This is a genomic window from Streptomyces sp. NA04227 (assembly GCF_013364195.1).
In the GTDB taxonomy this organism is placed as follows: Bacteria; Actinomycetota; Actinomycetes; order Streptomycetales; family Streptomycetaceae; genus Streptomyces.
Map to the genome: position 1 here is coordinate 5,573,471 of NZ_CP054918.1, position 22,855 is coordinate 5,596,325.

Below are 22,855 nucleotides of genomic sequence, written 5' to 3' on the forward strand. Positions count from 1 at the left end.
CCATACGCGTGCTCGGAAAGTTATGATCCTTCTCGTCGCGGGGTAGAACCTCAGCGGCAACTACGTTGATTCACAAGGACTTTGGAGGTGAACCGCCGTGGCACTCTCGATTTCGGCGGTGGTGCTGCTGGCGATCATCGTCGTACTCCTGGTGAAAAAATCGGGGCTGAACGCCTGGCATGCCGTGGTCTGCGCCCTGCTGGGCTTCTACCTGGCCAGCTCCTCGATGGCCCCGACGATCGATGATTTCACTACGAACGTCGCGGGAATGATCAGCGACATCAAGATCTGACGGGCCCCTCCGGCTCGTAGGGTGCTGCCATGACGGAACTGCCCACGCGGCGCCTGCTGCTTGTGCACGCGCACCCAGACGACGAGTCGATCAACAACGGCGCCACCATGGCGAAGTACGCCGCCGAAGGCGTGCAGGTGACCCTGGTGACCTGCACGCTCGGCGAAGAGGGCGAGGTGATCCCGCCCCATCTCGCCGCCCTCGCCCCCACCCACGAGGACCGGCTCGGTCCGTACCGGATCGGTGAACTGCGGGCCGCGATGGCCGAACTCGGCGTCACCGACCACCGGTTCCTCGGCGGCCCCGGCCGCTTCCGCGACTCCGGGATGATGGGCGCGGTACAGAACCGCCGCCCCGACGCCTTCTGGCAGGCCGACCTGGACGAGGCGGCGGCGTACCTCGTCGAGGTGATCCGCGAGGTCCGCCCCCAGGTCCTGGTGACCTACGACCCCGAGGGCGGCTACGGCCACCCCGACCACATCAAGGCGCACCGAGTGGCCATGCGCGCCGCCGACCTCGCCGCCGAACGCGCCTTCCGCCGGGACCTCGGCGAGCCGCACACGATTGGCAAGGTCTACTGGAACCGGCTGCCCCGCGAGGCCGCCGAGAAGGCGTTCGCCCCGCTGGCCGCCGCGCTGCCGGAGTTGTCCTTCACCGAGGCCGCCCGCCTCGAGGACGTCCCCGGGCTCACCGAGCCGGGCGTGGTGACCACCGTCGTCGACGGCACCGCGCACGCCCGCGCCAAGGCCGCGGCCATGGCCGCCCACGCCACCCAGGTCGAGGTCGAGGGCGACTGGTTCGCCCTGTCCAACAAGCTCGCGCAGCCGGTGTTCGCGGTCGAGTACTACCAGTTGGTCCGTGGCGAGGCGGCGGGTTCGCCGGAAACCGACCTGTTCGCGGGCATCTCCGCCGGTTCCGGGCCGAAGGTCGCCTCCTCGCCGGGGCCGGGCGCCTGAATCCCGTACCGGGCGGTGCACAATGTCCGGCACCGGCCCACGCGTACGGGCAACCGTCGCGGCGCCGGTGCCCGACCGCCCGCCACCGGAAAGCACACAGATGAGCACGCAGGACCGGAGCAACGCGGCCCCCGCCCCCGGGTCGTTCCTCGCGCAGCCCCTGAACCCGGCGCGCCTCGCCGCTCATGCGCTGCTCCTCGTGCTCGGCGCGCTGATCGGGGCCGCGGGGGCGCTGGTGCAGGCGGCCTGGTTCCCGGGCGGGCTGCTGCTCGCTCTGGCCGGTGCCGCGGGACTGTTCTTCGGTGGCGGGCTCGCCATGGGGACGCGGGCCGGGGCGGGTTCGCCGGCCGCCGGATGGCTGGTGGCCGTCATCCTGCTGACCGCGAGCCGTCCCGAGGGTGACTTCGTCTTCGCCGCGAACGCCGGTACGTATCTGTTCCTGCTGGGCGGGCTGATTGTGGCTGTGATCTGTGCCACCCTGGCCGGAGGGCCTCAGCAGGGCGGAGGCGCCGCCCGAGTTGGGAGATGACTCCTGATTCGCAGTAGCACGTCCCCGCGTGTGCGCGAAGGATTTTCTCAGCCGTCCCAGCTTGTGTCACCGAGGTGGCCAGTATGGTGGTGCGCGCCGCCGAGCAACCCGCCACAGGTCGAGACGGACGGCGGAGCCAACCGGGAGAACCTGCCTTGAGTCGTGAAACTGACACCTCGTCCTCCGGACCCCAGGGCCGCGAGCAGACCGCGTACCCGTCCGGGACTCAGCCGTACGGGCCCGCGCAGGGCGAGACGTCCGAGGAGAACACCGGGGCCGAGGCCGCCGGTTCTCCGCCCGAGGACCGCAAGACCGAGACCACGCTGACCACGCGCATCCGGATCAACATCCCCGGTTCGCGGCCGATTCCACCGGTCGTGATGCGAACGCCGGTGTCCGAAGACGGCGCTGCGGGTGCCGCGAGCAGCGGCGACGCCGCGGGCCCCGCGGCCCCCGGCGCACCGGCCGCGCGCCCGGACTCCCCGTCCGAGCGCGGCGATCGACAGGGTGCCCGGCCCAACTCCCCGCTCCCGGTACGGGAGAAGAAGGCCCCGAAGCAGGCCACCGCGGCGGAGCGCAAGCCGGACTCCCAGGAGCGCACCAGCGACTGGTTCGCGCCCCGCAAGTCCGCCCGGGCGGGCAGCCCCGCGGACCAGGGCGGCACCCCGCCCGCGGGCGGCGGCACCCCCTCGGTCCCCGGCGCGCGCTCCGCGCCCGGCGGCCCCACCGCCCCGAACTCCGCCGGTTTCCCGGCCGGTTCCGGCATCCCCGGCACCGAGCCCGGCGGCCCGGTGCCCGGTGCGACTGCGAACGGCTCCGCGCCCTTCGGCTCCGGCGCCCCGTCCGGCTCCTCGGAACCCGACACCGGTGGCTTCCCGTTGAGCGGTGCCGGCGGTGGATTCCCCGGCGGCGGCCAGGAGAACGAGTCCTACCCCGGCGCGCACTCCGGCGACACCGGCGGCTTCCCGGCCGTCGCGCCCGGCGACCCGCTGAACCCGGACACCGGCGGCTACGTCCTGCCGGGCGGCGGCCTGCCCGGCGGCGCACCGGACGCCTTCACCGGCCCCTCGGGCGCCGACCCCTTCGCGGGTCCGGCGGCCTCGGACCCCTTCGGCGGCCCCACGGGTTCGGCCCCCTTCGGCGCGGACGCCCAGGCGGGCGGTCCCGAGGGCGAGCCCCGGCGCGGTGACCTCCCGTACTTCAGCCCGGACGCCGGGCCCGGCGCACCGGCCGGACCGACCGGTGGCCCCGTCACCGGTGACGGCCCGCTGGGCGCGGGCGACCCCGCGGCCCAACTCCCGGGCGTCCCCGGGCCGTTGGGTGGACCCGGTCCGATGTCCGACGAGACGGCCGTCCTCACTCCGCAGAAGCCCGCGCCCACGCCGGTGCCCGAGCGGCCCGACGGCAATGTCTCCGGGCACACGCTCACCAGCGGCATCCCGGTGGTGCCGCCGGAGACGAAGTCCCCCTTCACCCCGGCGGGCCGTACGGACGGGCCCCCGCCGCAGACCGTGCCGAAGCTGCCCGAGCCGGTCGAGCGCGAGACGGCCGTCGCGAGCGCGCCGAAGAAGAAGGGCCGCAACAAGCTGGTCCTGGTGGCCGTCGCGGTGGTCGGCATCGCCGGTGTGGCCTACGGAGCGGGCCTGCTCCTGAACCACTCCGACGTGCCCTCGGGCACCACGGTGCTCGGCGTCGACATCAGCGGCACCCGGGACGACGCGGTGCAAAAGCTCAATGCCGAACTCGGCGACCGCAGCACCAAGTCGCTGAAGCTCTCCGTCGACGGCGACACCGTCGAACTCCGCCCGGAACAGGCCGGGTTGACGCTCGACACGGACGCCACCGTCGGCGAGGCGTCGGGCAGCGACTACAACCCGGTCTCGGTGATCGGCTCGCTGTTCGGCGGCGAGCGCGTGGTGGAGCCGGTGATGCCGGTCGACGAGGAGAAGCTGCGGGCCGCGCTCGAACGCGCCGCGGGCGGCTCGGGATCGGCGACCGAGGGCACCATCAAGTTCGAGCCGGGCAAGGCGGTCGCCGTCTACGGCAAGGCGGGCAAGGGCATCGACGTGAACGCCGCCACCCAGGCGGTCGAGAAGGCCTACCGCACCCAGGTCGAACAGGGCTCCGCGGGCACCGTCAAGCTGCCCACCACCACCCGTGAGCCCAGCGTGCCGAACGCCGAGGTCGACCGGATGATGAAGAGCTTCGCCAAGCCCGCGATGTCCGGCCTGGTCACCGTGCAGACGGACCCCGGGCACACGGTCTCGTTCAGCCCCGAGCGCTCGATCCACCAGTTCCTCTCGGTCAAGGTGGTCGACGGCAAGCTCGTCGAGTACTACGACCGTAAGGTGCTCAAGGAGCTGTACGGCGGCGCCTTCGACGGAGTCACGATCACCAAGGGCAACGGCAGCAAGAAGCCGGTCTCGCCCGAGGACGTGGCTTCTGCGCTGAGCAAGGCGCTGCGCGGCGCCACCCCGGCCGAGCGGATCGTCACCATCGAGACCAACCCGCGGTAATCGACCAAATCGCAGGAGCAGCACGCTCGTGCGTGGACGAGACGCCCCCGGCCCCGCTGAGGTTCCAGCGGCCGGGGGCGTCTTGGTTCACCCCTTGGGTCGGCCCGGCGTCGAGCCCTCAGTTGAGCAACGCGCGGGCCGCCCTTGCCTGTTCGCGGATGGTGGCCGCGCCCTCCTCGTCCACCGCCTCGACGACATCCGCGTACGACTCCATCTCCCGTGCGCCGGTGAGGAAGTCGCCGCGTTTGACCAGGAGTTGGGCGCGCTCGTAGCGCAGGCTCGCCGGGTGCGCGGGCAGCAGCAGGCCCAACTCCACAGCCCACAGGGCGACTTCGGAGCGCTCCGGGTGGGTGGCCGCCCAGACCCGGATGTTGTTCAGGATGCGCAGGACGACTTCGCGCGGGTCGGCGGGGGAGAGCAGCGCCGGGTCGAGCGGTTCACCGGTGGCCCCGGCGACGAGCAGTTCGGCCTCGCCGCCGGTGAGCACCCGGCCGCCGTCGAAGGGGTCGGCGAGCACCTGTTCCCCGGCGTCCCCGGGGCCGGGCGGGCGCCCGAAGCCGACCACGAAGTGGCCCGGCAGCGCCACCCCGTACACCTGGCCGCCCGCCCGCCGCGCGACCTCCATCCACACCACCGAGAGCAGGATCGGCAGCCCGCGCCGCCTGCGCAGGACGTGGTGGAGCAGCGAGGACTCCAGGCGCTCGTAGTCGGGCCCGGCGCCGTGGAAGCCCGCGCCGGCGGAGCCGAGATGCGCGCCCAGCGCGGCGGCCCAAGCCTCGGGGCCGCCCGGGCGGTGCGGGAGTTCACCGGCGAGCCGGTCGAGCTCGATCTGGGCCTCGTCCGTGCCGCGCTCGTCCAGCGCCGCGTCCCCGGCCGCGCCGATCAGCAGGCACAGTACGGACAGATCGGGCCGCTCGGCGCGCGCTTCCTCGGCGAACCGCTCCCGCAGTTCGGCTGCGCGCTCGGCGTCTGGCGGGTGCATCGGGGACCTCTCGGTGGGCGGGACAGGAGGGGCAGGAGGGACCGGAGGGACAGGGCGACCGGCTCCTGCTCCAAGTCTCCCCGGTTGCTCACGTTTCCCGGGGGCCCAGGGTTCGGGGATACTTCCGCCCGCTCGCTCCGGCCGGACTCCCGCCGGGCCCGGGCCCCGGCTCACACCTGCGCGGGGCCGTCCTGCTCGTACCTCTGTCGTGCCGCCCGGCGCACACCTGCGCGGGGCCGCCCTTCTCGTACCTCTGTCGTGCCGCCCGGCTCAGCCCTCCGCCGCGCTGCCCGCTTCCGGCCCCCGGTAGTGGTGATAGCTGTGATGCGGGGCGAAGCCCATGGCCCCGTACATCGCGAGCGCGCCCGTGTTGTCGGACTCGACCTGGAGCCAGGCGGCCGAGGCACCCTCGTCCAGGGCCCGGCGGGCCAGTGCCGTCATCACCGCGGTGGCCAGGCCCTCGCGGCGCCGCTCCCCGGCGACCTCGACGGCCATGAAACCGGCCCAGCGGCCGTCCACCACACAGCGCCCGATCGCGGCGGGCGGCTGCCCCGCCCCGCCCGGCACGGTCGCGAACCACACCGAGGGTCCCGCCGCGAGCACCTGGCGTTCGTGCGGCCCGGCCGCGCCGCCCGAGCGCTGGTACCGGGCGAGCCACTGCTCGTCCGCCTCCCGCGACAGCAGTACCGCCTCGGTGTCGGCGTCACGGTCGGCCACCGGCGCCAGCCGTGCGACGTGGACCTGAGCGCTCACTTCACGCCACCAGCCGTGCGCCTCCAGTTCGGCGCAGAGCAGTTCCTGGGTGCCCTCGGCGCCGGTCGCGGTCTGTGCGTACGCGGGCAGGCCGCGCGCCTCGTACCAGCGGCGGACCGTGGTCAGCGCCTGGTCCAGGGGTATGCCGGGGTCGCCGAGCGGCAGTACCGAGTTGGCCCGCCGGGTGAAGCCGCCGGCCGCCCGCAGTACCCACTCGCCGAGCCGCTCGCTCTCGACCGGCTGCCAGGCGCGCGCGGTGACCTCCGCGAGCTCCGGGAATGAAGCGGCCGGTCCCCTTCCGCGAGCCGGTGCGGGGGGCACGATCTTGCCTGCGACCAGCGACGATTCCGCGATACGGACACGTTCCCCGGACTTTCGTGTGATGTACAGCACGCCGTCGTCCCAGTCCGTGAGAATGCCGATCGTGTCGGTGAACTTCCCAGTTGCTCCGACACCCCCCGAAAGAGCACGTACGGACACACGTTTTCCCACGTCGGCGCTGGTGATGCGGATGACGAGCTGTCCGCCCGTGGCGAATCCCACAGTTGTCCCCACCCCTTCTGTTCGGATCTTGGCCGGGAACGGAGATACTAGGGGCGGGCATCGACTACGCCGCGCTCCCGCGCGCCAGGCGGCGGGGCTGTGGAAGCCCGCCAGCGCCCTATCGAGGAGGAATGACAGCGTGACTTACGTCATCGCGCAGCCTTGTGTCGACGTCAAGGACAAGGCGTGCATCGAGGAGTGCCCGGTCGACTGCATCTACGAGGGCTCCCGGTCCTTGTACATCCACCCGGACGAGTGCGTCGACTGTGGAGCCTGTGAGCCGGTCTGCCCGGTCGAGGCGATCTTCTACGAGGACGACACTCCGGAGGAGTGGAAGGACTACTACAAGGCCAACGTCGAGTTCTTCGACGAGCTCGGATCCCCCGGAGGTGCCAGCAAGCTGGGCCTCATCGAGCGGGACCACGCCTTCATCGCAGGGCTGCCGCCGCAGAACCAGTAACACCCAGCGGGCGAGCGCGCGAGCGGCAAGGCCGCCCCGCCGCCCTGGGCCTGTCCGGCCCCAGCCGGTCCCGTACGGCCTCGTGCCGTGCGGGGCCGTCGCATTTCCTGAGTAGGGTCCGACCCGTGCCCGCGGCCCCGCGCGCGCGGGCAGAGCCGGAGAGAGAAAGTGAGCCCCGTGTCCGCCTCCCGAGCCCCGCAGCCGACCCTGCGCACCCGTCTGCCCGAGTTCCCCTGGGACCGGCTGGCGCCCTACCAGGCCACCGCCGCCGCCCACCCGGACGGGGTCGTCGACCTGTCCGTGGGCACCCCCGTCGACCCGGTGCCCGAGCTGGTGCAGCAGGCGCTGATCGCGGCCGCCGACTCGCCGGGCTATCCGACCGTGTGGGGCACGCCCGCCCTGCGCGAGGCGATCGTCGGCTGGGGCGCCCGGCGGCTCGGCGCCCGGGGTCTGACCGACCGGCACGCCCTGCCGGTGGTCGGCTCCAAGGAACTCGTCGCCTGGCTCCCCACCCATCTGGGGCTCGGCCCCGGCGACAAGGTGGCCTTCCCGCGCCTGGCCTACCCGACCTACGAGGTCGGCGCGCGCCTCGCGGGTGCCGAGCCGGTGGTCTACGAGGACCCGACCGAGCTGGACCCTGAGGGCGTACGGCTGCTCTGGCTGAACACCCCGTCGAACCCGACCGGCCGGGTGCTCGCCAAGCAGGATCTGGTCCGGATCGTGGCCTGGGCCCGTGAGCACGACATCCTGGTCGTCAGCGACGAGTGCTACCTGGAACTCGGCTGGGAGGCCGAGCCGGTCTCGGTGCTCCACCCCGAGGTCTGCCAGGGCTCGTACGAGGGCCTGGTCTCGGTGCACTCCCTGTCCAAGCGTTCCAACCTCGCCGGATACCGCGCGGCCTTCCTGCTCGGCGACGAGACGCTGCTCGGCGATCTGCTCCAGATCCGCAAGCACGGCGGCATGATGATCCCGGCGACCACCCAGGCCGCCGCGGTCGCCGCGCTCGGCGACGACAAGCACGTCGAGGAGCAGCGCGAGCGCTACGCCGCCCGCCGCACCGCGCTGCGCACCGCCCTGGAGTCGTACGGCTTCCGCATCGAGCACAGCGAGGCGAGCCTGTACCTGTGGGCCACCCGCGAGGAGTCCTGCTGGGACACCGTCGACCGGCTCGCCCGGCTCGGCATCCTGGTGGCGCCCGGCGACTTCTACGGCCCGGCGGGCGAGCGTTTCGTACGGGTGGCGTTCACGGCCACCGACGAGCGGGTGGCCGCCGCGGTGGCGCGGCTGACCTGAGCCGGAGGCGACGTACGCGAGGCGACGTACGCGGGCCCGGGGTCGTGGCGACCCCGGGCCCGTGTGTGTGCGGTGCGCGTCGGCTCAGCGCAGCGGGAGCTGTCCCGAGGACAGGTCCTTGGACGGCAGGGTCTTGGCGGAGACGCCGTCCTTGGTGGCCTTCTTGGTGGTGTCCTCGACCACGGGGCCGGTGCCGGGCGCGACCTTCTCGGCCACCTGCCCGCCCGCGGTGCCCGCGGCACCGCCCACCCGCTTGGTGGCGCCGTCCACCGAGTCGGTCAGACCGTCGGCCCGGCTCATTCCGCCGGAGGGCTGGTCGGCCGCGACCGCACTGCCGCCCGCCGCGACGATGGGGGCCGCGCTTGCCGCGAGCAGCAGGGCGACGCGGGCGATCCGGTGGGTCATGGATACAGACATGGGGTTCGGCTCCTAGGAGTTGGAGAGGTGACACGTACGTCCGAGGCGCCACGTCGCGGTGCCTGCGGCACGTGGAGCGGCGGTCGGACGTAGTGACTACCGAACCGATGCGGGGGAAGGTTGCGGCGTGCCGAGGTAAAGAGTCGGTAATGCCGGGTGCGCGGCGCGCGCCGGGCGCACAAGGCGAAAGCATTCACCTCAAGGGGCCGTTGCGCTGCGGTCCGGGACGCCAAGTTCCTTGACCGCTCGGGAAATTGTGGGTCGGTGTGGTGGGGAAGCGGGCTACTCGCCGACGCCTATACGGACTTCGCCCGCGCCGCCGCCCTCGCCAGGGCTGCTGCCCCCGGCGCCGGAGCCCTTGTCCGGGGAAACCTCCCGCCAGGGACCGGGACCGTCGTCCGAGGCCCGCCACTCGCGGCCCGCGTAGGTGACCTTCTCGATGCGCAGCGCCGAGGAGTTGGCCACCGCCCAGTGCGCGAGCGCCCAGCCGCGCCGGCGCGGCGTCCCCGCCGCGGGGTCACCGGACGCGGGCACCGGAACGGTCACCGTGTCGCCGTCGCCCTTGTCCCCGCTCCCGCCCTTGCCGCCCCCGGCCGACTTCCCGGAACCGGTGGCCGAGGATTCCGGCAGGATCCCGCGCCCGAAGTCCCGTACCAGCGCGGTCCGTACGCGCTCGGGATCGCCCGGCTCTATGCCCGGCCTGCCCTCGCAGCTCAGCCCGGCGGCGGCGCGCCCGGTCAGGGCGGCGGCGAGCAGGGTGGCGTCCGGTTCGTGCTTGGCGTACGCCTGCGGGTAGCCGCTGCGTTGTACGCGCTGGGCCGCGACGGTGAGCGGCAGCCGCGAGTAACCCGGCACCTCGGCAAGGTGTTTGTAGAACTGCTGCGAGGAGTACACCGGGTCCATGATCTGCCCCCTGTCGCCCCAGCCCTGTGAGGGGCGTTGCTGGAACAGACCCAGTGAATCCCGGTCGCCGTGCCCGAGGTTGCGCAGTCCGGACTCCTGAAGTGCGGTCGCCAGGGCGATGGTCACCGCACGCTCGGGCATCTTGCGCGAGGTGCCGACCGCGGAGATCGTCGCCGCGTTCACGGCCTGCTCGGCGGTGAACTCGTAGGACGCGCCGCCGCCGTCGGCCTGGACCACCCGGCAGCGCGGGGCCGTACGGCCGCCGGTCAGATACTGGCCGACGAGATAGCCCGCGAGCGCGAGCAGCAGGGCGACGGCCGCTCCCCTGCGCAGGAGTCGGCCGCGGGAAGGGCGGTCGGCAGTCTTCGGCACGCGTCCAAGGTACTTCAGCACTCGGTGCGCTCAACCCCGCCCGGACCTGCGGTCGAGCCGGTTGTGCACGGTTTTTCCGGGTCGGTGCCCACGCTGGTTTAGGGTCGGGACATGGCACAGGAACCGCGCGCACTCGACCTCACGCTCGATGCCGCCGCGCTCACCGCGCAGCTCGTCGACTTCCCCTCCGAGAGCGGCGCGGAGAAACCCCTTGCCGACGCCGTGGAGGAGGCGCTGCGCGCGCTGCCGCACCTGAGTGTGGACCGGTACGGCAACAACGTCGTCGCCCGCACCCGGCTCGGCCGCGCCGAGCGCGTGATCCTGGCCGGCCACATCGACACGGTGCCGATCGCCGACAACGTCCCCTCCCGCCTCGACGAGGACGGGGTGCTCTGGGGCTGCGGCACCTGCGACATGAAGTCCGGGGTCGCCGTACAACTGCGTATCGCCGCCACCGTGCCCGCGCCCAACCGCGACCTGACCTTCGTCTTCTACGACAACGAAGAGGTCGCCGCGCACCTCAACGGCCTCGGACACGTCGCCGACGCCCACCCGGACTGGCTGGCGGGCGACTTCGCCGTCCTGCTCGAACCCTCCGACGGCCAGGTCGAGGGCGGCTGCCAGGGCACCCTGCGCGTCAAGCTGCACACCACCGGTGAACGCGCCCACTCCGCGCGCGGCTGGATGGGCTCCAACGCCATCCACGCCGCCGCCCCGATCCTGCGGCGGCTGGCCGAGTACCAGCCGCGCTACCCGGTCATCGACGGCCTGGAGTACCGCGAGGGCCTCAACGCCGTCGCCGTCACGGGCGGCGTCGCGGGCAACGTCATCCCCGACGCCTGCACGGTCACCGTCAACTTCCGCTACGCGCCCGACCGCACGGCGGACGAGGCCGTGGCCCATGTCCGCGAGGTCTTCGCGGACTGCGGCGTCGCCGAGTTCGTGATCGACGACCACAGCGGCGCGGCCATGCCGGGACTCTCGCACCCCGCGGCCGCCGCCTTCATCGAGGCGGTCGGCGGCACCCCGATGCCCAAGTACGGCTGGACCGACGTCTCCCGCTTCAGCGCGCTCGGCGTGCCCGCGGTGAACTTCGGCCCCGGAAACCCGCATCTCGCGCACAAGCGGGACGAACGCGTTCAGATCGCGAAAATCGGCGCGGCGGAGGAGAAGCTGCGCACCTGGCTCACTTCCTGATCGCCTGCGTCATTTCGTAGTTACCCGAATGGTCACCTCGAACCTCCTAGGGTGACCAGGCATCTGTCAGCGGAAGGGGATCTCATGGAAAGTCGCGAGCCACAAGGGCCGCCCGAGGAGCAGCGTCTCGGGCCGGTGGTACGCCGCCGCCAGCAGATCCAGCCCGGCACCACCGATCAGCGGCTGCTCGACACCAAGGGCGACTCGGACTGGGTCCACACCGACCCCTGGCGCGTACTGCGCATTCAGTCGGAGTTCGTCGAGGGCTTCGGCGCGCTCGCCGAACTGCCCAGCGCCATCAGCGTGTTCGGCTCCGCGCGGACCCGCCCGGGCAGCCCGGAGTACGAGGCGGGCGTCAACCTCGGCAAGGCTCTGGCCGAGGCCGGATTCGCGGTGATCACCGGCGGCGGTCCGGGTGCGATGGAGGCCGCGAACAAGGGTGCCCGGGAGGCCGGGGGCATCAGCGTCGGCCTCGGCATCGAGCTGCCCTTCGAGCAGGGGCTCAACCCGCACGTCGACATCGGCGTCAACTTCCGCTACTTCTTCGTCCGCAAGACGATGTTCGTGAAGTACGCGCAGGGCTTCGTGGTCCTGCCCGGCGGATTCGGCACCCTGGACGAGCTCTTCGAGGCGCTCACCCTGGTGCAGACGCGCAAGGTGACGCAGTTCCCGATCGTGCTCTTCGGCAGCGCGTACTGGGGCGGTCTGGTCGACTGGCTCAAGGAGACCGTGATCGGCCAGGGCAAGGCCTCCGACCGCGACCTGCTGCTCTTCCACATCACCGACGACATCGAGGAAGCGGTGGCGCTGGTGACCAAGGAGACCGGGCGGTAGCCTCGGCCTTCCCGAGGGCCCCGGGGCCCGGCTGCTATGCCAGGCCCCGGCGGGCCACCGCGGGCGGCCGGTGGCCCGCGATCGAGGCCACCATGTCGAGCACCTGCCGGGTCTCGGCCACCTCGTGCACGCGGTAGACCTGGGCGCCGAGCCAGGCCGAGACGGCCGTGGTCGCCAGGGTGCCGATCAGGCGCTCCTTCACCGGACGGTCGAGCGTCTCGCCGACGAAGTCCTTGTTGGACAGCGAGACCAGGACCGGCCAGCCCGTCCCGGTCATCTCGGTCAGGCGCCGGGTCGCCTCCAGGCTGTGCCGGGTGTTCTTGCCGAAGTCGTGGCCGGGGTCGATCAGTACGGACTCGCGCGGGACACCCAGGGCCACGGCGCGCTCGGCCAGCCCGAGCGTGACGCGCAGGATGTCCGCCATCACGTCCGGGTAGCCGACGCGATGCGGACGGGTACGGGGTTCCGCGCCGCCCGCGTGCGTACAGACCAGGCCCGCGCCGTGCCGGGCGGCGACCTCGGCGAGCAGCGGATCGACGCCGCCCCAGGCGTCGTTGAGCAGATCGGCGCCCGCCTCGCAGACCGCCTCGCCGACCTCGTGCCGCCAGGTGTCCACGCTGATCACCACGTCCGGGAAGCGCCTGCGGACCTCGGCGACGAAGCCGACCGTACGGCGTGCCTCCTCCTCGGCGCTCACCTCCTCGCCGGGGCCTGCCTTCACCCCGCCAATGTCGACGATCGCGGCGCCCTCGGCGACGGCCTGCTCGACCCTGGCCAGCGCGGGCTCGTCGCGGAAGGTGGCGCCCTGGTCGTAGAAGGAGTCCGGGGTCCGGTTCACGATGGCCATGATCACCGGCTCGTGGTCACCGAACTCGCGCCTGCCCAGCCTGAGCATCCCGTGTGCACTCCTTGTCGACGTCGCCGTGGTGGTCGTGGTCGTAGCCGTAGCCGTGAGCTGCCGTTCGGTTGCGGGCCGCTTCCGATCGGTCGCCTGCGACATTAGCTGTCGGTGGTACATGGCACGATCGGAGCCCGGCGGTTTACCGTCCCCTCGTACACGGCGTTCGGGCGGCGCCGTCTCAGCCCGGCGGACGAGTGTGGGGGCCCTTCAACGATGGTCATGTTTCTGTTCCTGATCGCCGCGCTGGTCGTGGTGGTCGCCGCCGTGACCCTGGTGGTCGTGGGGCGTGGCGACCAGGGCCCGCTGCCCGACGCCACGCCCGACCGCTGGGCCGAACCGCTGCCCCCGCACCGCCCGGTGGCCCCCGCCGACATCGACGCCCTGCGCTTCCCCCTGGCACTGCGCGGCTACCGCATGTCCGAGGTGGACGTCGCACTGGCCCGCCTCGGCTTCGAACTCGCCGCCCGCGAGGAGCACATCGACCGTCTGGAGACGGCACTCAAGGGCGCCGGGGTGCCCCTTCCCGCCGCGCCGGAACCGGCGCCCGCGGGTCATGTTCCGCCCGTCGCGGGGCACGGTTACCCCTTCGCGGGCGCGCAGGCGGCTCCGTACTGGCCTTCGGGGCAGCCGGGTCCGTACGCCGGTTTCCACGGGGCGCATGCCGAGGACGCCGGCGCGTACGTCGAGGACGCCGGGACCTACGTCGAGGGCGCCGAGGAGTACGACCCGTATCGGCCGCCCTCGGAGAACGGGGTGGTCGGCTCCGGCTCCGGCTCCGGCGCGTCCGGGAGGGGCGAGCGTCTGCCGGGGCGGACTCCGGGGTGGGCCGTGGCGGGTGGCGGGCCTCAGGGTGAGGATGCGGATGGGGTGTCCGAACCCGCCCTGAATCAGGGCGAGTTGGGGGAGCAGGCGCAGGACGAGTACCTCGTACGAGGCGAGGAGCCTGAGGAGTTTCCGGACGCCGGGCAGTTGCCGGGCTCCGGGCAGTTCCCGGACGCCGACTCGGAGCGGGCCCCGGACTCCGAACAGCGCCCGGACGCCGGGCAGGACCCCGAGTCCGGCCCGGGCCCCGAGTCTGGCCGTGACGGCGGCGGTGCGCCGGGAGACGCGCGATGAGCGGGGCGCCGGTCGCCGGGCCCGACGGTGGGCTGCGGTGTCCCTGGGCGTTGTCCGCCGAGGAGTACATCGCGTACCACGACACGGAGTGGGGGCGTCCCGTACACGGTGACGACGCCCTGTACGAACGGCTCAGCCTGGAGGCCTTCCAGTCCGGGCTGTCCTGGATCACGATCCTGCGGCGGCGTCCCGGTTTCCGTGCCGCGTTCGCCGACTTCAAGATCGCCTCGGTGGCCGAGTTCACCGAGGCCGACCGGGAGCGGCTGCTCGCGGACACCGGGATCATCCGCAACCGTGCCAAGATCGACGCGACGATGGCCAACGCCCGGGTCCTGGCCGACTGGCCCGCGGGCGAACTCGACGCGCTGATCTGGTCCTTCGCGCCCTCGGGCGCACGTCCCGCGCCCAGGACCCTCGGCGACGTCCCGGCGATCACCGACGAGTCGACCGCCCTGTCCAAGGCGCTCAAGAAGCGCGGCCTGCGCTTCGTCGGACCGACCACCGCCTACGCCCTGATGCAGGCCTGCGGCCTGGTCGACGACCACCTCGCCGACTGCGTGGCGCGCGGCACGCACTGACCCGCCCTCGCTCTACGCGCGAGCCGCGCCCCCGATCGTCCCGAGGGGCGCGGCTCACTCGTTTCCGCCTGCGTGCGTACGGCCCAACTCGCCTAGCGGCCCAGGTAGTTCGGCTTCGTCTTGTCCAGGAAGGACCGCACCGCGAGGTAGTGGTCCTCGGAGGAGCCCGCGCGGGTCTGGAGTTCGTCCTCCTTGTCCAGGGCCTCGTCCAGGGTGTGCGTCGCGGCGAAGGCGACCGACTCCTTGATCGCGGCGTAGGCCACGGTCGGGCCCTCGGCCAGGGTGCGGGCGAGCTTGCGTGCCTCCTCGGCGAGGTCGGCGGCGGGCACGATCCGGTTCACGATGCCGAGGTCCCGCGCCTCCTCGGCGCCGATGTTGCGCGGGAAGAGCAGCAGGTCCGAGGCGCGGCTCGGGCCGATCAGGCGCGGCAGGGTCCAGGACAGGCCCGAGTCCGCGGTGAGCGCCACGCCGGTGAACGAGGTGTTGAACTTGGCCGTGTCCGCCACGATCCGGTAGTCGGCGGCGAGCGCGAAGCCGAATCCGGCGCCCGCGGCGACGCCGTTGACCGCCGCGACGAGCGGCTTGGGCATGCCCGCGAGGGCGCGCGTGATCGGGTTGTAGTGGTCCTTCACGGTGGACATGACGGTGTCGGACGCGCCCGACTCGCGCGCCTCGATCAGCGTGTCGACGTGTTCCTTGAGGTCCTGGCCCACGCAGAAGGCGCGGTCACCGGCGGCGGTCAGGAGCACGGCTCGTACCGACCCGTCCGAGGCGGCGGCCTGCGTGGCGTCCCGCAGGGCGTTCTTCAGCTCGGTGTTCAGCGCGTTCATCGCCTCGGGGCGGTTGAGCGTGATCGTCGCGAGCCCGTCGCTCACCTCGTAGAGCACGGTGTCGGCCATGGTGGGGTCCCTTCGGCTGTGCGGGGCGTTCTTCGTCAGGGCAAGCATGGCGGAGCGGGTGGGTGCCCGGCATGTGACCTGCGTCAAAGAAATGCGCACGGAAGGGGGTGTCGGGTGGGGCGCGAGAGGCCGGAGTATCGCAGCCGCTTCGGCGAATTGAGTGGTTTTGATCATGTGCGTTGCACAAGCGATGCCAACCGTTGTTGGTCATCGGGTCCCGGCATGCGGGATAATGGCCTGGAAGCAATGTGTTCGATGCCGCGGCAGCGCTCCTCTCCACGGAGCCCCCGGCTGACGATGAGCTGGTTTCAGGAAGGGGAACGAGCATGGCGGCCATGAAGCCGCGGACGGGCGACGGCCCGCTCGAGGTGACCAAGGAGGGGCGGGGCATCGTCATGCGCGTTCCGCTCGAAGGCGGCGGTCGGCTCGTCGTCGAGCTGACCCCGGATGAGGCCGACGCACTCGGCGACGCCCTGAAGAAGGTCGTCGGCTGAGACGCACGCGTCCCTGACCGAAGTACTGCCCCGGCATTCGGTTTTACCGAAGGTGCCGGGGCAGCGCTGTATGGTGCGGAGGTCGCGGTGTTCTCTTTTTGGGGCTGCGCTCCCGCCCGGTGTCAGCGTTTGACGGCGCAGAGCAGGCCGTCGCCGACCGGCAGCAGCGAGGGTACGAGGTCCTGGCTCTCGCGCACCGTACGGGCCAGTTCGCGGATGCGGAGCACCTCGGCGGGCTGGGGTCCGGAGCCCACGGTGCGGCCGTCGGCGAAGACGCCCTCGAAGCAGACCAGACCACCGGGCCGCAACAGGCGCAACGATTCAGCGAGACACTCGGGGAACTCCGAGCGGTCGCCGTCGCAGAAGACGAGGTCGTACCCGCTGTCGGTGAGCCGCGGCAGTACGTCCAGGGCGCGACCGGGGATCAGCCGGGCCCGGTTGCTCGCGAAGCCCGCGGCGCGGAAGGCCTGCCGCGCGAACTGCTGCCGCTCCGGCTCGGGGTCCACCGTGGTGAGCACCCCGTCCGGCCGCATGCCGTGCAGCAGATGAATTCCGGAGACCCCGGTTCCGGTACCGATCTCGACGACGGACTTGGCTCCGGCCGTGGCGGCGAGCAGGCGCAACGCGGCGCCCGTGCCGGGAGACACCGGGCGCAGCCCCGCCTCGCGGGACCGGTCGCGAGCCCAGCGGAGCGCGTCCTCCTCGGCGGCGAAGGCGTCGGCGAAGGCCCAGCTCGTCTGCCGGTTGCCGGTAATGACCCTCTCCTGTCCCCGTCTGGGTAGGTCCTGGCCCGCCCGATCCTTGCGGGCCCGCGGGGCATCGGGGGACAGGTCCTGGCTCCTTGCGCGTGACTGTATCCGTTGGAGGCGGGAACCCGCAGATGGGACCGCGCGTTTGGAAAGGGTGGAGGAGACAGATCGAGACGCGGTGGGGGGACAGATGGATCAGGCCGGACAACACGTACAGACCGAGGGGCCCAGGGCCTGCCCTGGTGGGGAGCCAAAGTCCCCCAAGAAGTCTTATCCGGAGCTAACGGGCGAGGTGACTATGGTAGGTGCTCCGCTGGACACCACCAGATCTGACAGGGGAGGTGCGGCTGAGCCTGCGGATCGGAAAGGGGTGCTCAGGCGCCTGTTCCGGTCGACGGGCAAGCCGAAATCCGTGACCGACACCGCTGACCGCTCCTTCTCGCACGGCCCGGGTACGGGGGGTGCGAGCGCCACCGACACCACCCAGACCGCGGGTTTCTCCGCCGATGCCGAGACGTGGACCCCGCCCACCTGGGAGGAGATCGTCAGCACGCACAGTGGTCGGGTCTACCGCCTCGCCTATCGCCTCACCGGCAACCAGCACGACGCCGAGGACCTGACGCAGGAGGTCTTCGTCCGCGTCTTCCGCTCGCTGTCGACGTACACGCCGGGCACCTTCGAGGGCTGGCTGCACCGCATCACCACGAACCTGTTCCTGGACATGGTCCGGCGCAAGCAGCGCATCCGCTTCGACGCCCTCGGTGACGAGGCCGCGGAGCGGCTGCCGAGCCGTGAGCCGTCCCCGCAGCAGGTGTTCAACGACACCCACTTCGACGCCGATGTGCAGCACGCCCTCGACACCCTCGCCCCGGAGTTCCGCGCCGCCGTCGTGCTGTGCGACATCGAGGGCCTGTCGTACGAGGAGATCGCCGCCACGCTCGGCGTGAAGCTCGGTACCGTCCGTAGCCGGATCCACCGTGGCCGCTCCCAGTTGCGCAAGGCGCTCCAGCACCGGTCCCCCGAGGCCCGTGCCGAGCAGCGCCGCGCGGTGGCGTCCGCGGTGCCCGCGCTGGGCGGAGGGGGCGCACCCGCGTGAGTGGATCACGTCCCAGCCCCGCCGAGCAGCATCTCGGAGACCGGCTCGCCGCCCTGATCGACGGCGAGTTGGGGCACGATGCCCGCGAGCGTGTGCTCGCCCACCTGGCCACCTGTCCCAAGTGCAAGGCCGAGGCCGACGCCCAGCGCAGCCTCAAGAACGCCTTCGCGCAGGCCGCCCCGCCACCGCCCACCGAGAGTTTCCTGGCCCGCCTGCAGGGCTTGCCCGGCGGCGGCGACGGCCCCTCCGGGGGAGCCTTCGGCGCCGGAGTCTTCCCGAGCACCCCGGATCCCTTCCGCTACGACCCCTCCGACGGGCACGGCGTACTGCCGCCCGCCGAACGCGGTTTCCGCGTGCACCACATCGGCCGCACCGAGGCCGAGCGCGCCGCCTCCCGGAGCCGCCGCTTCGCCTTCGCCGCGGCCGGGGCCGTCTCGCTGGCCGCGATAGCTCTCGGCGGGGTCTCCGCCGGTACGACGGGCGGCGGTGGCAACGGTGAGGTGCGCGGCGCGGGCAGCAATGTGACCCCGCAGGGTGCCCAGGGCACCGGTGGCGGCGCCACGGCGGACGCCACCCGCAGGCGGACGAACGCGACCGTGAGCCCCGAGGTCAGCCGGGAGAGCCGGGCGGAGGAGGGCGTACAGGCGCTCGCCGCCCCGGTCCGTACCCCGCTGTCCGCCGAGGCACCGGCGCCGTACGCGGCCGCGCTGCATCCACCGACGGGCGAGGCGTCCCGGCATCTCGCCGAACGTCCGCTGGCCCCACTGCTTTCGGCCGCGAGCATGTCGCCGTTCCTGCGCGCCCCCGAGGCCGTACGGTCCGCCGTGCTCACCCCGCTCGTCGCCCCGCCCGTCGAATCGGCCACCACCATGGCCGAGGCCGGGCCCTCTCCGTCCGCCTCGGCCTCGCCGCTGCGCTGACCCGGGGCCCTGCGCGGACGCGGGCGAACCTGGTTGAATTCGCGGACGGGTTCGTGCCCCCGGGTACCGGTCGTACCCGCCGGGGCACGGCGTCGGGTTGTGTAGGGACGGCGAAGCCGTGGCCGTCCGCGGTCACCGGGCGCGCCGGCTGTTGGGGAGACGATGGACGAGCAGAGGCCCGCGAAAGCGAAGTGGTGGAGCCGCCCGAGGCCGGAGACGGTCGAGGACACGGCACCGACGGCGGGCGACCCCGCCGCCACACACCAGGGAGCCGCGTCGGCGCAGGCGCCCGGGCGCGGTGGCGGTGGGGCGGCGGACTCCGGCGGTTCAGGGACGGCGGGTACCGCAGCGGATGCGGTCGCCAGCCCCGACTCCGGGACCAGCCCCGATGCCGGGACCCTCGCCGGTACGGCCGCCGAGGCTTCGTCGGGCCCGAACTCGTCTGGCCGGCCCTCGTCGGGCGGGGCTTCGTCGAACCAGCCCTCGTCGGGCGAGGCTTCGCCCGCCGACCCCGCGGAAACCGCGCCCCCCGGCCACGGGCGTGCCCATCTCACCGCCGTCCCCGACCCGACTCGGGCGCAGGCCACGGCGTCGGCTCCGGCCGCCGAGGCTGGTGCCGGTGCCGCTTCCGCCGAGCGTCCCAAGCCGCTGCACGACCCCGACCCGTACAGCACCCCGCCGTACGGGGAGCCGGGCCCCTGGGCGCCCGCGCCGCCGGTGCAGCACCCGACGGCCACCCCGGCCCACGGCACGGTCCTCCCGCAGCCGCACGGCACCAACGGCCTCGGGACACCGATACCGACTCCCGCGCAGGGAACGCCCGCGCACGGAACGCAGGTACCGGGAACGCCCACGCACGGAACGCAGGTACCGGGAACGCCCACGCACGGAACGCAGGTACCGGGAACGCCCGCGCACGGAACCGCCGTACCCGGAACTCCCGCACACGGCACGTCGGTTCACGGTGCCGCGGGCCACGGGACGCCCGGCCCGTACGGCGGCGCCCATCCCACGACGCCCCAGCCCCAGCCCCAGCCGCAGGCCATGGCCCACCACACCCAGGCCGCCCCCGCCCCCGTACCGCACCAGACGGCCCCGCAGCCCCAACCTCAGCCGCACCAGCCCCACCAGCCGCACCAGCCCCAGAACCCCGCCGCCCCCCAGAACCCGGGCGGCGCCGCCGACCCCTGGCAGAACTACGACCCGTGGTACGCCTCGCGCGCGCCCTTGCAGCAGACCGGGGCCGCGACGCGGACCGAGCAGCAGCGCAAGAAGCGCGGGATACGGCTGCTCGTCGTGTGGTCGGTGACCATCGCGCTGATCAGTGGGACGGTCGGCGGCCTGGTCGGGACGTATCTGGAGCGCAACGGCGGGGTCGGCGGCGGGGTGGAGCTGACGCAGTCCGGCGAGGAGCCGAAGGGGCGTGCGCCCGGCTCGGTCGCGGGGATCGCCGCGAAGGCCCTGCCCGGAGTCGTCACGATGCACGTCAACGGGCGCGGCTCGGCGGGCACCGGCACCGGCTTCGTGCTGGACGGCCGCGGCCACATCCTCACCAACAACCACGTCGTGGAACCGGCCGGTTCCAGCGGCGAGATAACGGTGACCTTCAGCGGCGGGCAGACGGCCAAGGCCGAGGTGGTGGGCCGGGACAGCGGCTACGACCTGGCCGTGGTGCGGGTACGCGGCGTCTCGGGCCTGCGGCCGCTGCCGCTCGGCAACTCCGACAACGTCCAGGTCGGCGATCCGGTGGTGGCCATCGGCGCCCCCTTCGACCTCGCCAACACCGTCACCTCCGGCATCATCAGCGCCAAGGAGCGCCCCATCACGGCGGGCGGCGAGAAGGGCGACGGCAGCGACATCAGCTACGTGGACGCCCTGCAGACGGACGCGCCGATCAACCCGGGCAACTCCGGCGGCCCGCTGATGGACTCCAAGGGCCGGGTCATCGGCATCAACAGCGCCATTCGCAGCGCCGACAACGGCAGCGGGCCCCAGGGCGAAGGGCAGTCGGGTTCCATCGGGCTCGGCTTCGCCATCCCCGTCAACCAGGGCAAGCGCGTGGCCGAGGAACTGATCAACACCGGCAAGGCCACCCACCCCGTGATCGGCGTCACGCTCGACATGAACTACGCGGGCGACGGCGCCCGGGTCCGCGACAAGGACGCCGAGGGCAGCCCCGCGGTGGTCCGCGGCGGCCCCGGCGACAAGGCGGGGATCGAGCCCGGCGACCTGATCACCGCGGTCGACGGGCAGCGGGTGCACTCCGGCGACGAGCTGATCGTGAAGATCCGCGCCCACCGCCCCGAGGACCGGCTGAAGCTGACCGTCGAACGCGACGGCAGGCAGCGCGAGGTCTCGCTGGTGCTCGGCTCGGCGGACGGCGAGTGATTTCCGTCGCTGCGGGGCCCGTGTACGCCGGGCTGCGGGCGGCTGAATACGAGATGTCGAGCGGCATCACAAGCCACGGACAGTATCGAACTGACCGGACGTCCGGGTACGGTGGACCGGGCCCGGACCACGGAAGACGCGTCGGGCGAAGGGCATCGCAAGGAGCGCAGGATGTTCAATGACGTAGGACCGCTGGAGCTGGTCACGCTCGTGGTCCTTGCCGTGCTCGTCTTCGGTCCGGACAAACTGCCCAAGCTGGTCCAGGATGTGTCGCGTTTCATACGCAAGGTGCGTGAGTTCTCGGACAGCGCCAAGGACGACATCCGCAACGAACTCGGCCCGGAATTCAAGGACTTCGAGTTCGAGGATCTGAACCCGAAGCGGTTCATCCGCAAGCAGCTCGACGGCGACGATCTCGGTCTCAAGGAGATCCGCAACGGCTTCGACCTGAAGAAGGAGATGGCCGAGGTCGCCGATGCCGTGAACGGTCACGGCAACGAGGGTTCGGCCAGCTCCGGCAAGGGTTCCGGCTCCGGCGGCGGCCTCGACATGACGAAGAAGGACGACGAGCCGAAGGCCGTCGACCGCGCCCCGTTCGACCCCGACGCCACCTGACGGCACCGCCCCGAGCCACCCTCAGCGGCGCTCCGCGCGGCCGCCCCGTTCCGGCTCCGGCGGGCGCCCGTGAGGGCGCGCGGCGCGCTTGATCCGCCCGGCTGGTGCCCCGGGCGATATCCCGGCTCTCTCCGGGCGTGTGGCTATCCTGCTTGAGGTGTGTCCGGCAGATGATCGGTCCGGCCGATCATCGGCCGCCCGGCCGGAGGAGTCCCGTTCCGTCCCCACCGACGCGGCGGGATGCGCTCAGGCAGGGCGGGCCAGGACACACCGCGCAAGCGCGCGGGACCGGACGCACGTACGCCCGAGGGGGGCGGGCCCGGTCCACCGTCAGGAGAACGAGGAGGCGTCCGGGCACATGGAGTCCACGAAGCAGGTGAGTACGCGGGCGGCGGCGCCCGAGGGCGGCAGACGCAACCCCGCCGCACTGCGGACGCTCGACAGCTACCTTCTGGCGCCGTTCCCCTGGTACGGCCTCGACGAGGCGTTCACGGGTCCGCGCCGTCTGATGCAGGTCGGCACCGCGGCCGACGGCACCGTCGAGCACGGTTCGACCGGCCACGGTGACTCGCCGTGGGCCCGTGCCGAGGAGCGCGACAACACGGAGCGCGATCGTTTCACCGTGGTCGTCACCGTCGCGGCGAGCCCCGTGCGGGGCAGCGGCGACGGCACCGGCACCCTGGAGGCCACCTCGGTCTCCACGGCCGCCTGGCTCGCGGGCGTGGGCCTGCTGAGCGTGACCTGGCCGTCCCAGCTGGACCACAGCCTGCGCGACGACTGGCTGGAGCAGCAGACCGAGACCGCCTGGGTGCTCGCGGACGACCTTCAGGGCCCGGACTGGACCCGGCTCTCGCTCCCGGTCGACGGCATCCCCACCAGCTTCCACTACCGCGAGAGCGAGTTCGGCTGGGTCCTCGCGGGCTCCACGCCCACCGGTGCCCACCTGGGCGCGTACGGCCGCGGCATGAGCGCGTACGGGCTCGGCTTCTGCGTCATCAAGGACCTCAGCACCTACGCGGAGAGCTGAGCCGCCCGCCACCGCGCGGACGCCG

At 72.6% G+C, this 22,855-nt stretch carries 22 protein-coding genes and 1 pseudogene; 16 read left to right on the forward strand and 7 right to left on the reverse strand.

The window, feature by feature from the left end:
* Nucleotides 1–97: 97 nt before the first annotated feature.
* The 4 genes from HUT18_RS23845 (at nucleotide 98) to HUT18_RS23860 (ending at nucleotide 4,293) form a co-directional block, all read left to right on the forward strand.
* Complete coding sequence (locus tag HUT18_RS23845; RefSeq protein ID WP_176102604.1) at nucleotides 98–292, forward strand: hypothetical protein; 195 nt, start codon at nucleotides 98–100, stop codon at nucleotides 290–292.
* A gap of 29 nt (nucleotides 293–321) precedes the next feature.
* Complete coding sequence (gene mshB / locus HUT18_RS23850; protein ID WP_176102605.1) at nucleotides 322–1,248, forward strand: N-acetyl-1-D-myo-inositol-2-amino-2-deoxy-alpha-D-glucopyranoside deacetylase; 927 nt, start codon at nucleotides 322–324, stop codon at nucleotides 1,246–1,248.
* 100 nt (nucleotides 1,249–1,348) lie between these two features.
* Nucleotides 1,349–1,777 carry a DUF6113 family protein gene (locus HUT18_RS23855; protein ID WP_176102606.1) on the forward strand — a complete coding sequence of 143 codons (429 nt, stop codon included), beginning with the start codon at nucleotides 1,349–1,351 and terminating at the stop codon, nucleotides 1,775–1,777.
* A gap of 155 nt (nucleotides 1,778–1,932) precedes the next feature.
* Nucleotides 1,933–4,293, forward strand: a complete 2,361-nt coding sequence (locus HUT18_RS23860) for a hypothetical protein (RefSeq protein WP_176102607.1) — start codon at nucleotides 1,933–1,935, stop codon at nucleotides 4,291–4,293.
* Between the two features lie 118 nt (nucleotides 4,294–4,411).
* Here the strand turns inward: HUT18_RS23860 and HUT18_RS23865 are convergent, their stop codons facing one another.
* Together HUT18_RS23865 and HUT18_RS23870 are read right to left on the reverse strand one after the other, a co-directional pair.
* On the reverse strand, nucleotides 4,412–5,275 hold the full coding sequence (locus HUT18_RS23865; RefSeq protein WP_176102608.1) for a transglutaminase-like domain-containing protein: 864 nt from the start codon (nucleotides 5,273–5,275) through the stop codon (nucleotides 4,412–4,414).
* A gap of 270 nt (nucleotides 5,276–5,545) precedes the next feature.
* Nucleotides 5,546–6,571: a GNAT family N-acetyltransferase gene (locus tag HUT18_RS23870; RefSeq protein ID WP_176102609.1), complete on the reverse strand. Its 1,026-nt coding sequence runs from the start codon at nucleotides 6,569–6,571 to the stop codon at nucleotides 5,546–5,548.
* A 139-nt stretch (nucleotides 6,572–6,710) separates the two neighbouring features.
* Here HUT18_RS23870 and fdxA point away from each other — a divergent pair, with 139 nt between their 5' ends.
* Both fdxA and dapC read left to right on the forward strand, forming a co-directional pair.
* Complete coding sequence (gene fdxA, locus HUT18_RS23875) at nucleotides 6,711–7,031, forward strand: ferredoxin (protein WP_176102610.1); 321 nt, start codon at nucleotides 6,711–6,713, stop codon at nucleotides 7,029–7,031.
* Between the two features lie 177 nt (nucleotides 7,032–7,208).
* Nucleotides 7,209–8,324, forward strand: a complete 1,116-nt coding sequence (dapC, locus tag HUT18_RS23880; protein ID WP_303246551.1) for a succinyldiaminopimelate transaminase — start codon at nucleotides 7,209–7,211, stop codon at nucleotides 8,322–8,324.
* Between the two features lie 84 nt (nucleotides 8,325–8,408).
* On the opposite strand, the gene HUT18_RS23885 is transcribed toward dapC, so the two are convergent.
* Both HUT18_RS23885 and HUT18_RS23890 read right to left on the reverse strand, forming a co-directional pair.
* Complete coding sequence (locus HUT18_RS23885) at nucleotides 8,409–8,741, reverse strand: ATP-binding protein (RefSeq protein ID WP_176102611.1); 333 nt, start codon at nucleotides 8,739–8,741, stop codon at nucleotides 8,409–8,411.
* A gap of 282 nt (nucleotides 8,742–9,023) precedes the next feature.
* A complete protein-coding gene (locus HUT18_RS23890; RefSeq protein WP_176102612.1) occupies nucleotides 9,024–10,016 on the reverse strand; it encodes a heavy metal transporter in 993 nt (330 codons plus the stop codon).
* A gap of 111 nt (nucleotides 10,017–10,127) precedes the next feature.
* Here HUT18_RS23890 and dapE point away from each other — a divergent pair, with 111 nt between their 5' ends.
* Both dapE and HUT18_RS23900 read left to right on the forward strand, forming a co-directional pair.
* The gene (gene dapE / locus HUT18_RS23895; protein ID WP_176102613.1) at nucleotides 10,128–11,213 is read left to right on the forward strand and encodes a succinyl-diaminopimelate desuccinylase; all 1,086 of its coding nucleotides are present in this window, start codon (nucleotides 10,128–10,130) and stop codon (nucleotides 11,211–11,213) included.
* Nucleotides 11,214–11,297: 84 nt separating this feature from the next.
* Complete coding sequence (locus tag HUT18_RS23900; RefSeq protein WP_176102614.1) at nucleotides 11,298–12,047, forward strand: TIGR00730 family Rossman fold protein; 750 nt, start codon at nucleotides 11,298–11,300, stop codon at nucleotides 12,045–12,047.
* A 34-nt stretch (nucleotides 12,048–12,081) separates the two neighbouring features.
* On the opposite strand, the gene folP is transcribed toward HUT18_RS23900, so the two are convergent.
* Nucleotides 12,082–12,942 carry a dihydropteroate synthase gene (folP, locus tag HUT18_RS23905; protein WP_176102615.1) on the reverse strand — a complete coding sequence of 287 codons (861 nt, stop codon included), beginning with the start codon at nucleotides 12,940–12,942 and terminating at the stop codon, nucleotides 12,082–12,084.
* Between the two features lie 225 nt (nucleotides 12,943–13,167).
* Between folP and HUT18_RS33940 the strand changes: the two are divergent.
* Both HUT18_RS33940 and HUT18_RS23915 read left to right on the forward strand, forming a co-directional pair.
* Nucleotides 13,168–13,458, forward strand: a pseudogene (locus HUT18_RS33940) (DivIVA domain-containing protein); the annotation flags it as partial.
* Nucleotides 13,459–14,060: 602 nt separating this feature from the next.
* Nucleotides 14,061–14,642, forward strand: coding sequence for a DNA-3-methyladenine glycosylase I (locus tag HUT18_RS23915; protein ID WP_176102616.1), 582 nt, complete (start codon nucleotides 14,061–14,063; stop codon nucleotides 14,640–14,642).
* Nucleotides 14,643–14,734: 92 nt separating this feature from the next.
* Here the strand turns inward: HUT18_RS23915 and HUT18_RS23920 are convergent, their stop codons facing one another.
* The gene (locus HUT18_RS23920) at nucleotides 14,735–15,541 is read right to left on the reverse strand and encodes an enoyl-CoA hydratase/isomerase family protein (RefSeq protein ID WP_176104763.1); all 807 of its coding nucleotides are present in this window, start codon (nucleotides 15,539–15,541) and stop codon (nucleotides 14,735–14,737) included.
* Between the two features lie 326 nt (nucleotides 15,542–15,867).
* On the opposite strand from HUT18_RS23920, the gene HUT18_RS23925 reads away from it, so the two are divergent.
* Nucleotides 15,868–16,035, forward strand: coding sequence for a DUF3117 domain-containing protein (locus HUT18_RS23925; RefSeq protein ID WP_003966491.1), 168 nt, complete (start codon nucleotides 15,868–15,870; stop codon nucleotides 16,033–16,035).
* Nucleotides 16,036–16,157: 122 nt separating this feature from the next.
* On the opposite strand, the gene HUT18_RS23930 is transcribed toward HUT18_RS23925, so the two are convergent.
* On the reverse strand, nucleotides 16,158–16,865 hold the full coding sequence (locus HUT18_RS23930) for an O-methyltransferase (RefSeq protein ID WP_176104764.1): 708 nt from the start codon (nucleotides 16,863–16,865) through the stop codon (nucleotides 16,158–16,160).
* A 217-nt stretch (nucleotides 16,866–17,082) separates the two neighbouring features.
* Between HUT18_RS23930 and sigE the strand changes: the two genes are divergently transcribed.
* From sigE to HUT18_RS23955, 5 genes are all read left to right on the forward strand, one after another.
* A complete protein-coding gene (gene sigE / locus HUT18_RS23935; RefSeq protein ID WP_176104765.1) occupies nucleotides 17,083–17,880 on the forward strand; it encodes an RNA polymerase sigma factor SigE in 798 nt (265 codons plus the stop codon).
* Entirely contained in the window at nucleotides 17,877–18,800 is a 924-nt protein-coding gene (locus HUT18_RS23940) for a zf-HC2 domain-containing protein (RefSeq protein WP_176102617.1), read from the forward strand. Before sigE ends, HUT18_RS23940 begins: the two co-directional genes overlap by 4 nt.
* A gap of 162 nt (nucleotides 18,801–18,962) precedes the next feature.
* Nucleotides 18,963–21,188 carry a trypsin-like peptidase domain-containing protein gene (locus HUT18_RS23945; protein WP_176102618.1) on the forward strand — a complete coding sequence of 742 codons (2,226 nt, stop codon included), beginning with the start codon at nucleotides 18,963–18,965 and terminating at the stop codon, nucleotides 21,186–21,188.
* A 171-nt stretch (nucleotides 21,189–21,359) separates the two neighbouring features.
* The gene (locus HUT18_RS23950; RefSeq protein ID WP_176102619.1) at nucleotides 21,360–21,803 is read left to right on the forward strand and encodes a sec-independent translocase; all 444 of its coding nucleotides are present in this window, start codon (nucleotides 21,360–21,362) and stop codon (nucleotides 21,801–21,803) included.
* A 358-nt stretch (nucleotides 21,804–22,161) separates the two neighbouring features.
* Nucleotides 22,162–22,830: a hypothetical protein gene (locus HUT18_RS23955; protein WP_176102620.1), complete on the forward strand. Its 669-nt coding sequence runs from the start codon at nucleotides 22,162–22,164 to the stop codon at nucleotides 22,828–22,830.
* The last annotated feature ends 25 nt before the right edge of the window (nucleotides 22,831–22,855 follow it).

What these genes read in the sequence shown, in the direction of transcription:
- HUT18_RS23955 (WP_176102620.1), top strand. Translation starts at nt 22,162, where the DNA reads ATGGAGTCCACGAAGCAGGTGAGTACGCGGGCGGCGGCGCCCGAGGGC.
- HUT18_RS23865 (WP_176102608.1), bottom strand. Translation starts at nt 5,275, where the DNA reads ATGCACCCGCCAGACGCCGAGCGCGCAGCCGAACTGCGGGAGCGGTTC.
- mshB (WP_176102605.1), top strand. Translation starts at nt 322, where the DNA reads ATGACGGAACTGCCCACGCGGCGCCTGCTGCTTGTGCACGCGCACCCA.
- folP (WP_176102615.1), bottom strand. Translation starts at nt 12,942, where the DNA reads ATGCTCAGGCTGGGCAGGCGCGAGTTCGGTGACCACGAGCCGGTGATC.
- HUT18_RS23950 (WP_176102619.1), top strand. Translation starts at nt 21,360, where the DNA reads ATGTTCAATGACGTAGGACCGCTGGAGCTGGTCACGCTCGTGGTCCTT.
- HUT18_RS23885 (WP_176102611.1), bottom strand. Translation starts at nt 8,741, where the DNA reads ATGTCTGTATCCATGACCCACCGGATCGCCCGCGTCGCCCTGCTGCTC.
- HUT18_RS23945 (WP_176102618.1), top strand. Translation starts at nt 18,963, where the DNA reads ATGGACGAGCAGAGGCCCGCGAAAGCGAAGTGGTGGAGCCGCCCGAGG.
- HUT18_RS23925 (WP_003966491.1), top strand. Translation starts at nt 15,868, where the DNA reads ATGGCGGCCATGAAGCCGCGGACGGGCGACGGCCCGCTCGAGGTGACC.
- HUT18_RS23920 (WP_176104763.1), bottom strand. Translation starts at nt 15,541, where the DNA reads ATGGCCGACACCGTGCTCTACGAGGTGAGCGACGGGCTCGCGACGATC.
- HUT18_RS23900 (WP_176102614.1), top strand. Translation starts at nt 11,298, where the DNA reads ATGGAAAGTCGCGAGCCACAAGGGCCGCCCGAGGAGCAGCGTCTCGGG.
- dapE (WP_176102613.1), top strand. Translation starts at nt 10,128, where the DNA reads ATGGCACAGGAACCGCGCGCACTCGACCTCACGCTCGATGCCGCCGCG.
- HUT18_RS23855 (WP_176102606.1), top strand. Translation starts at nt 1,349, where the DNA reads ATGAGCACGCAGGACCGGAGCAACGCGGCCCCCGCCCCCGGGTCGTTC.
- HUT18_RS23915 (WP_176102616.1), top strand. Translation starts at nt 14,061, where the DNA reads ATGAGCGGGGCGCCGGTCGCCGGGCCCGACGGTGGGCTGCGGTGTCCC.
- sigE (WP_176104765.1), top strand. Translation starts at nt 17,083, where the DNA reads ATGGTAGGTGCTCCGCTGGACACCACCAGATCTGACAGGGGAGGTGCG.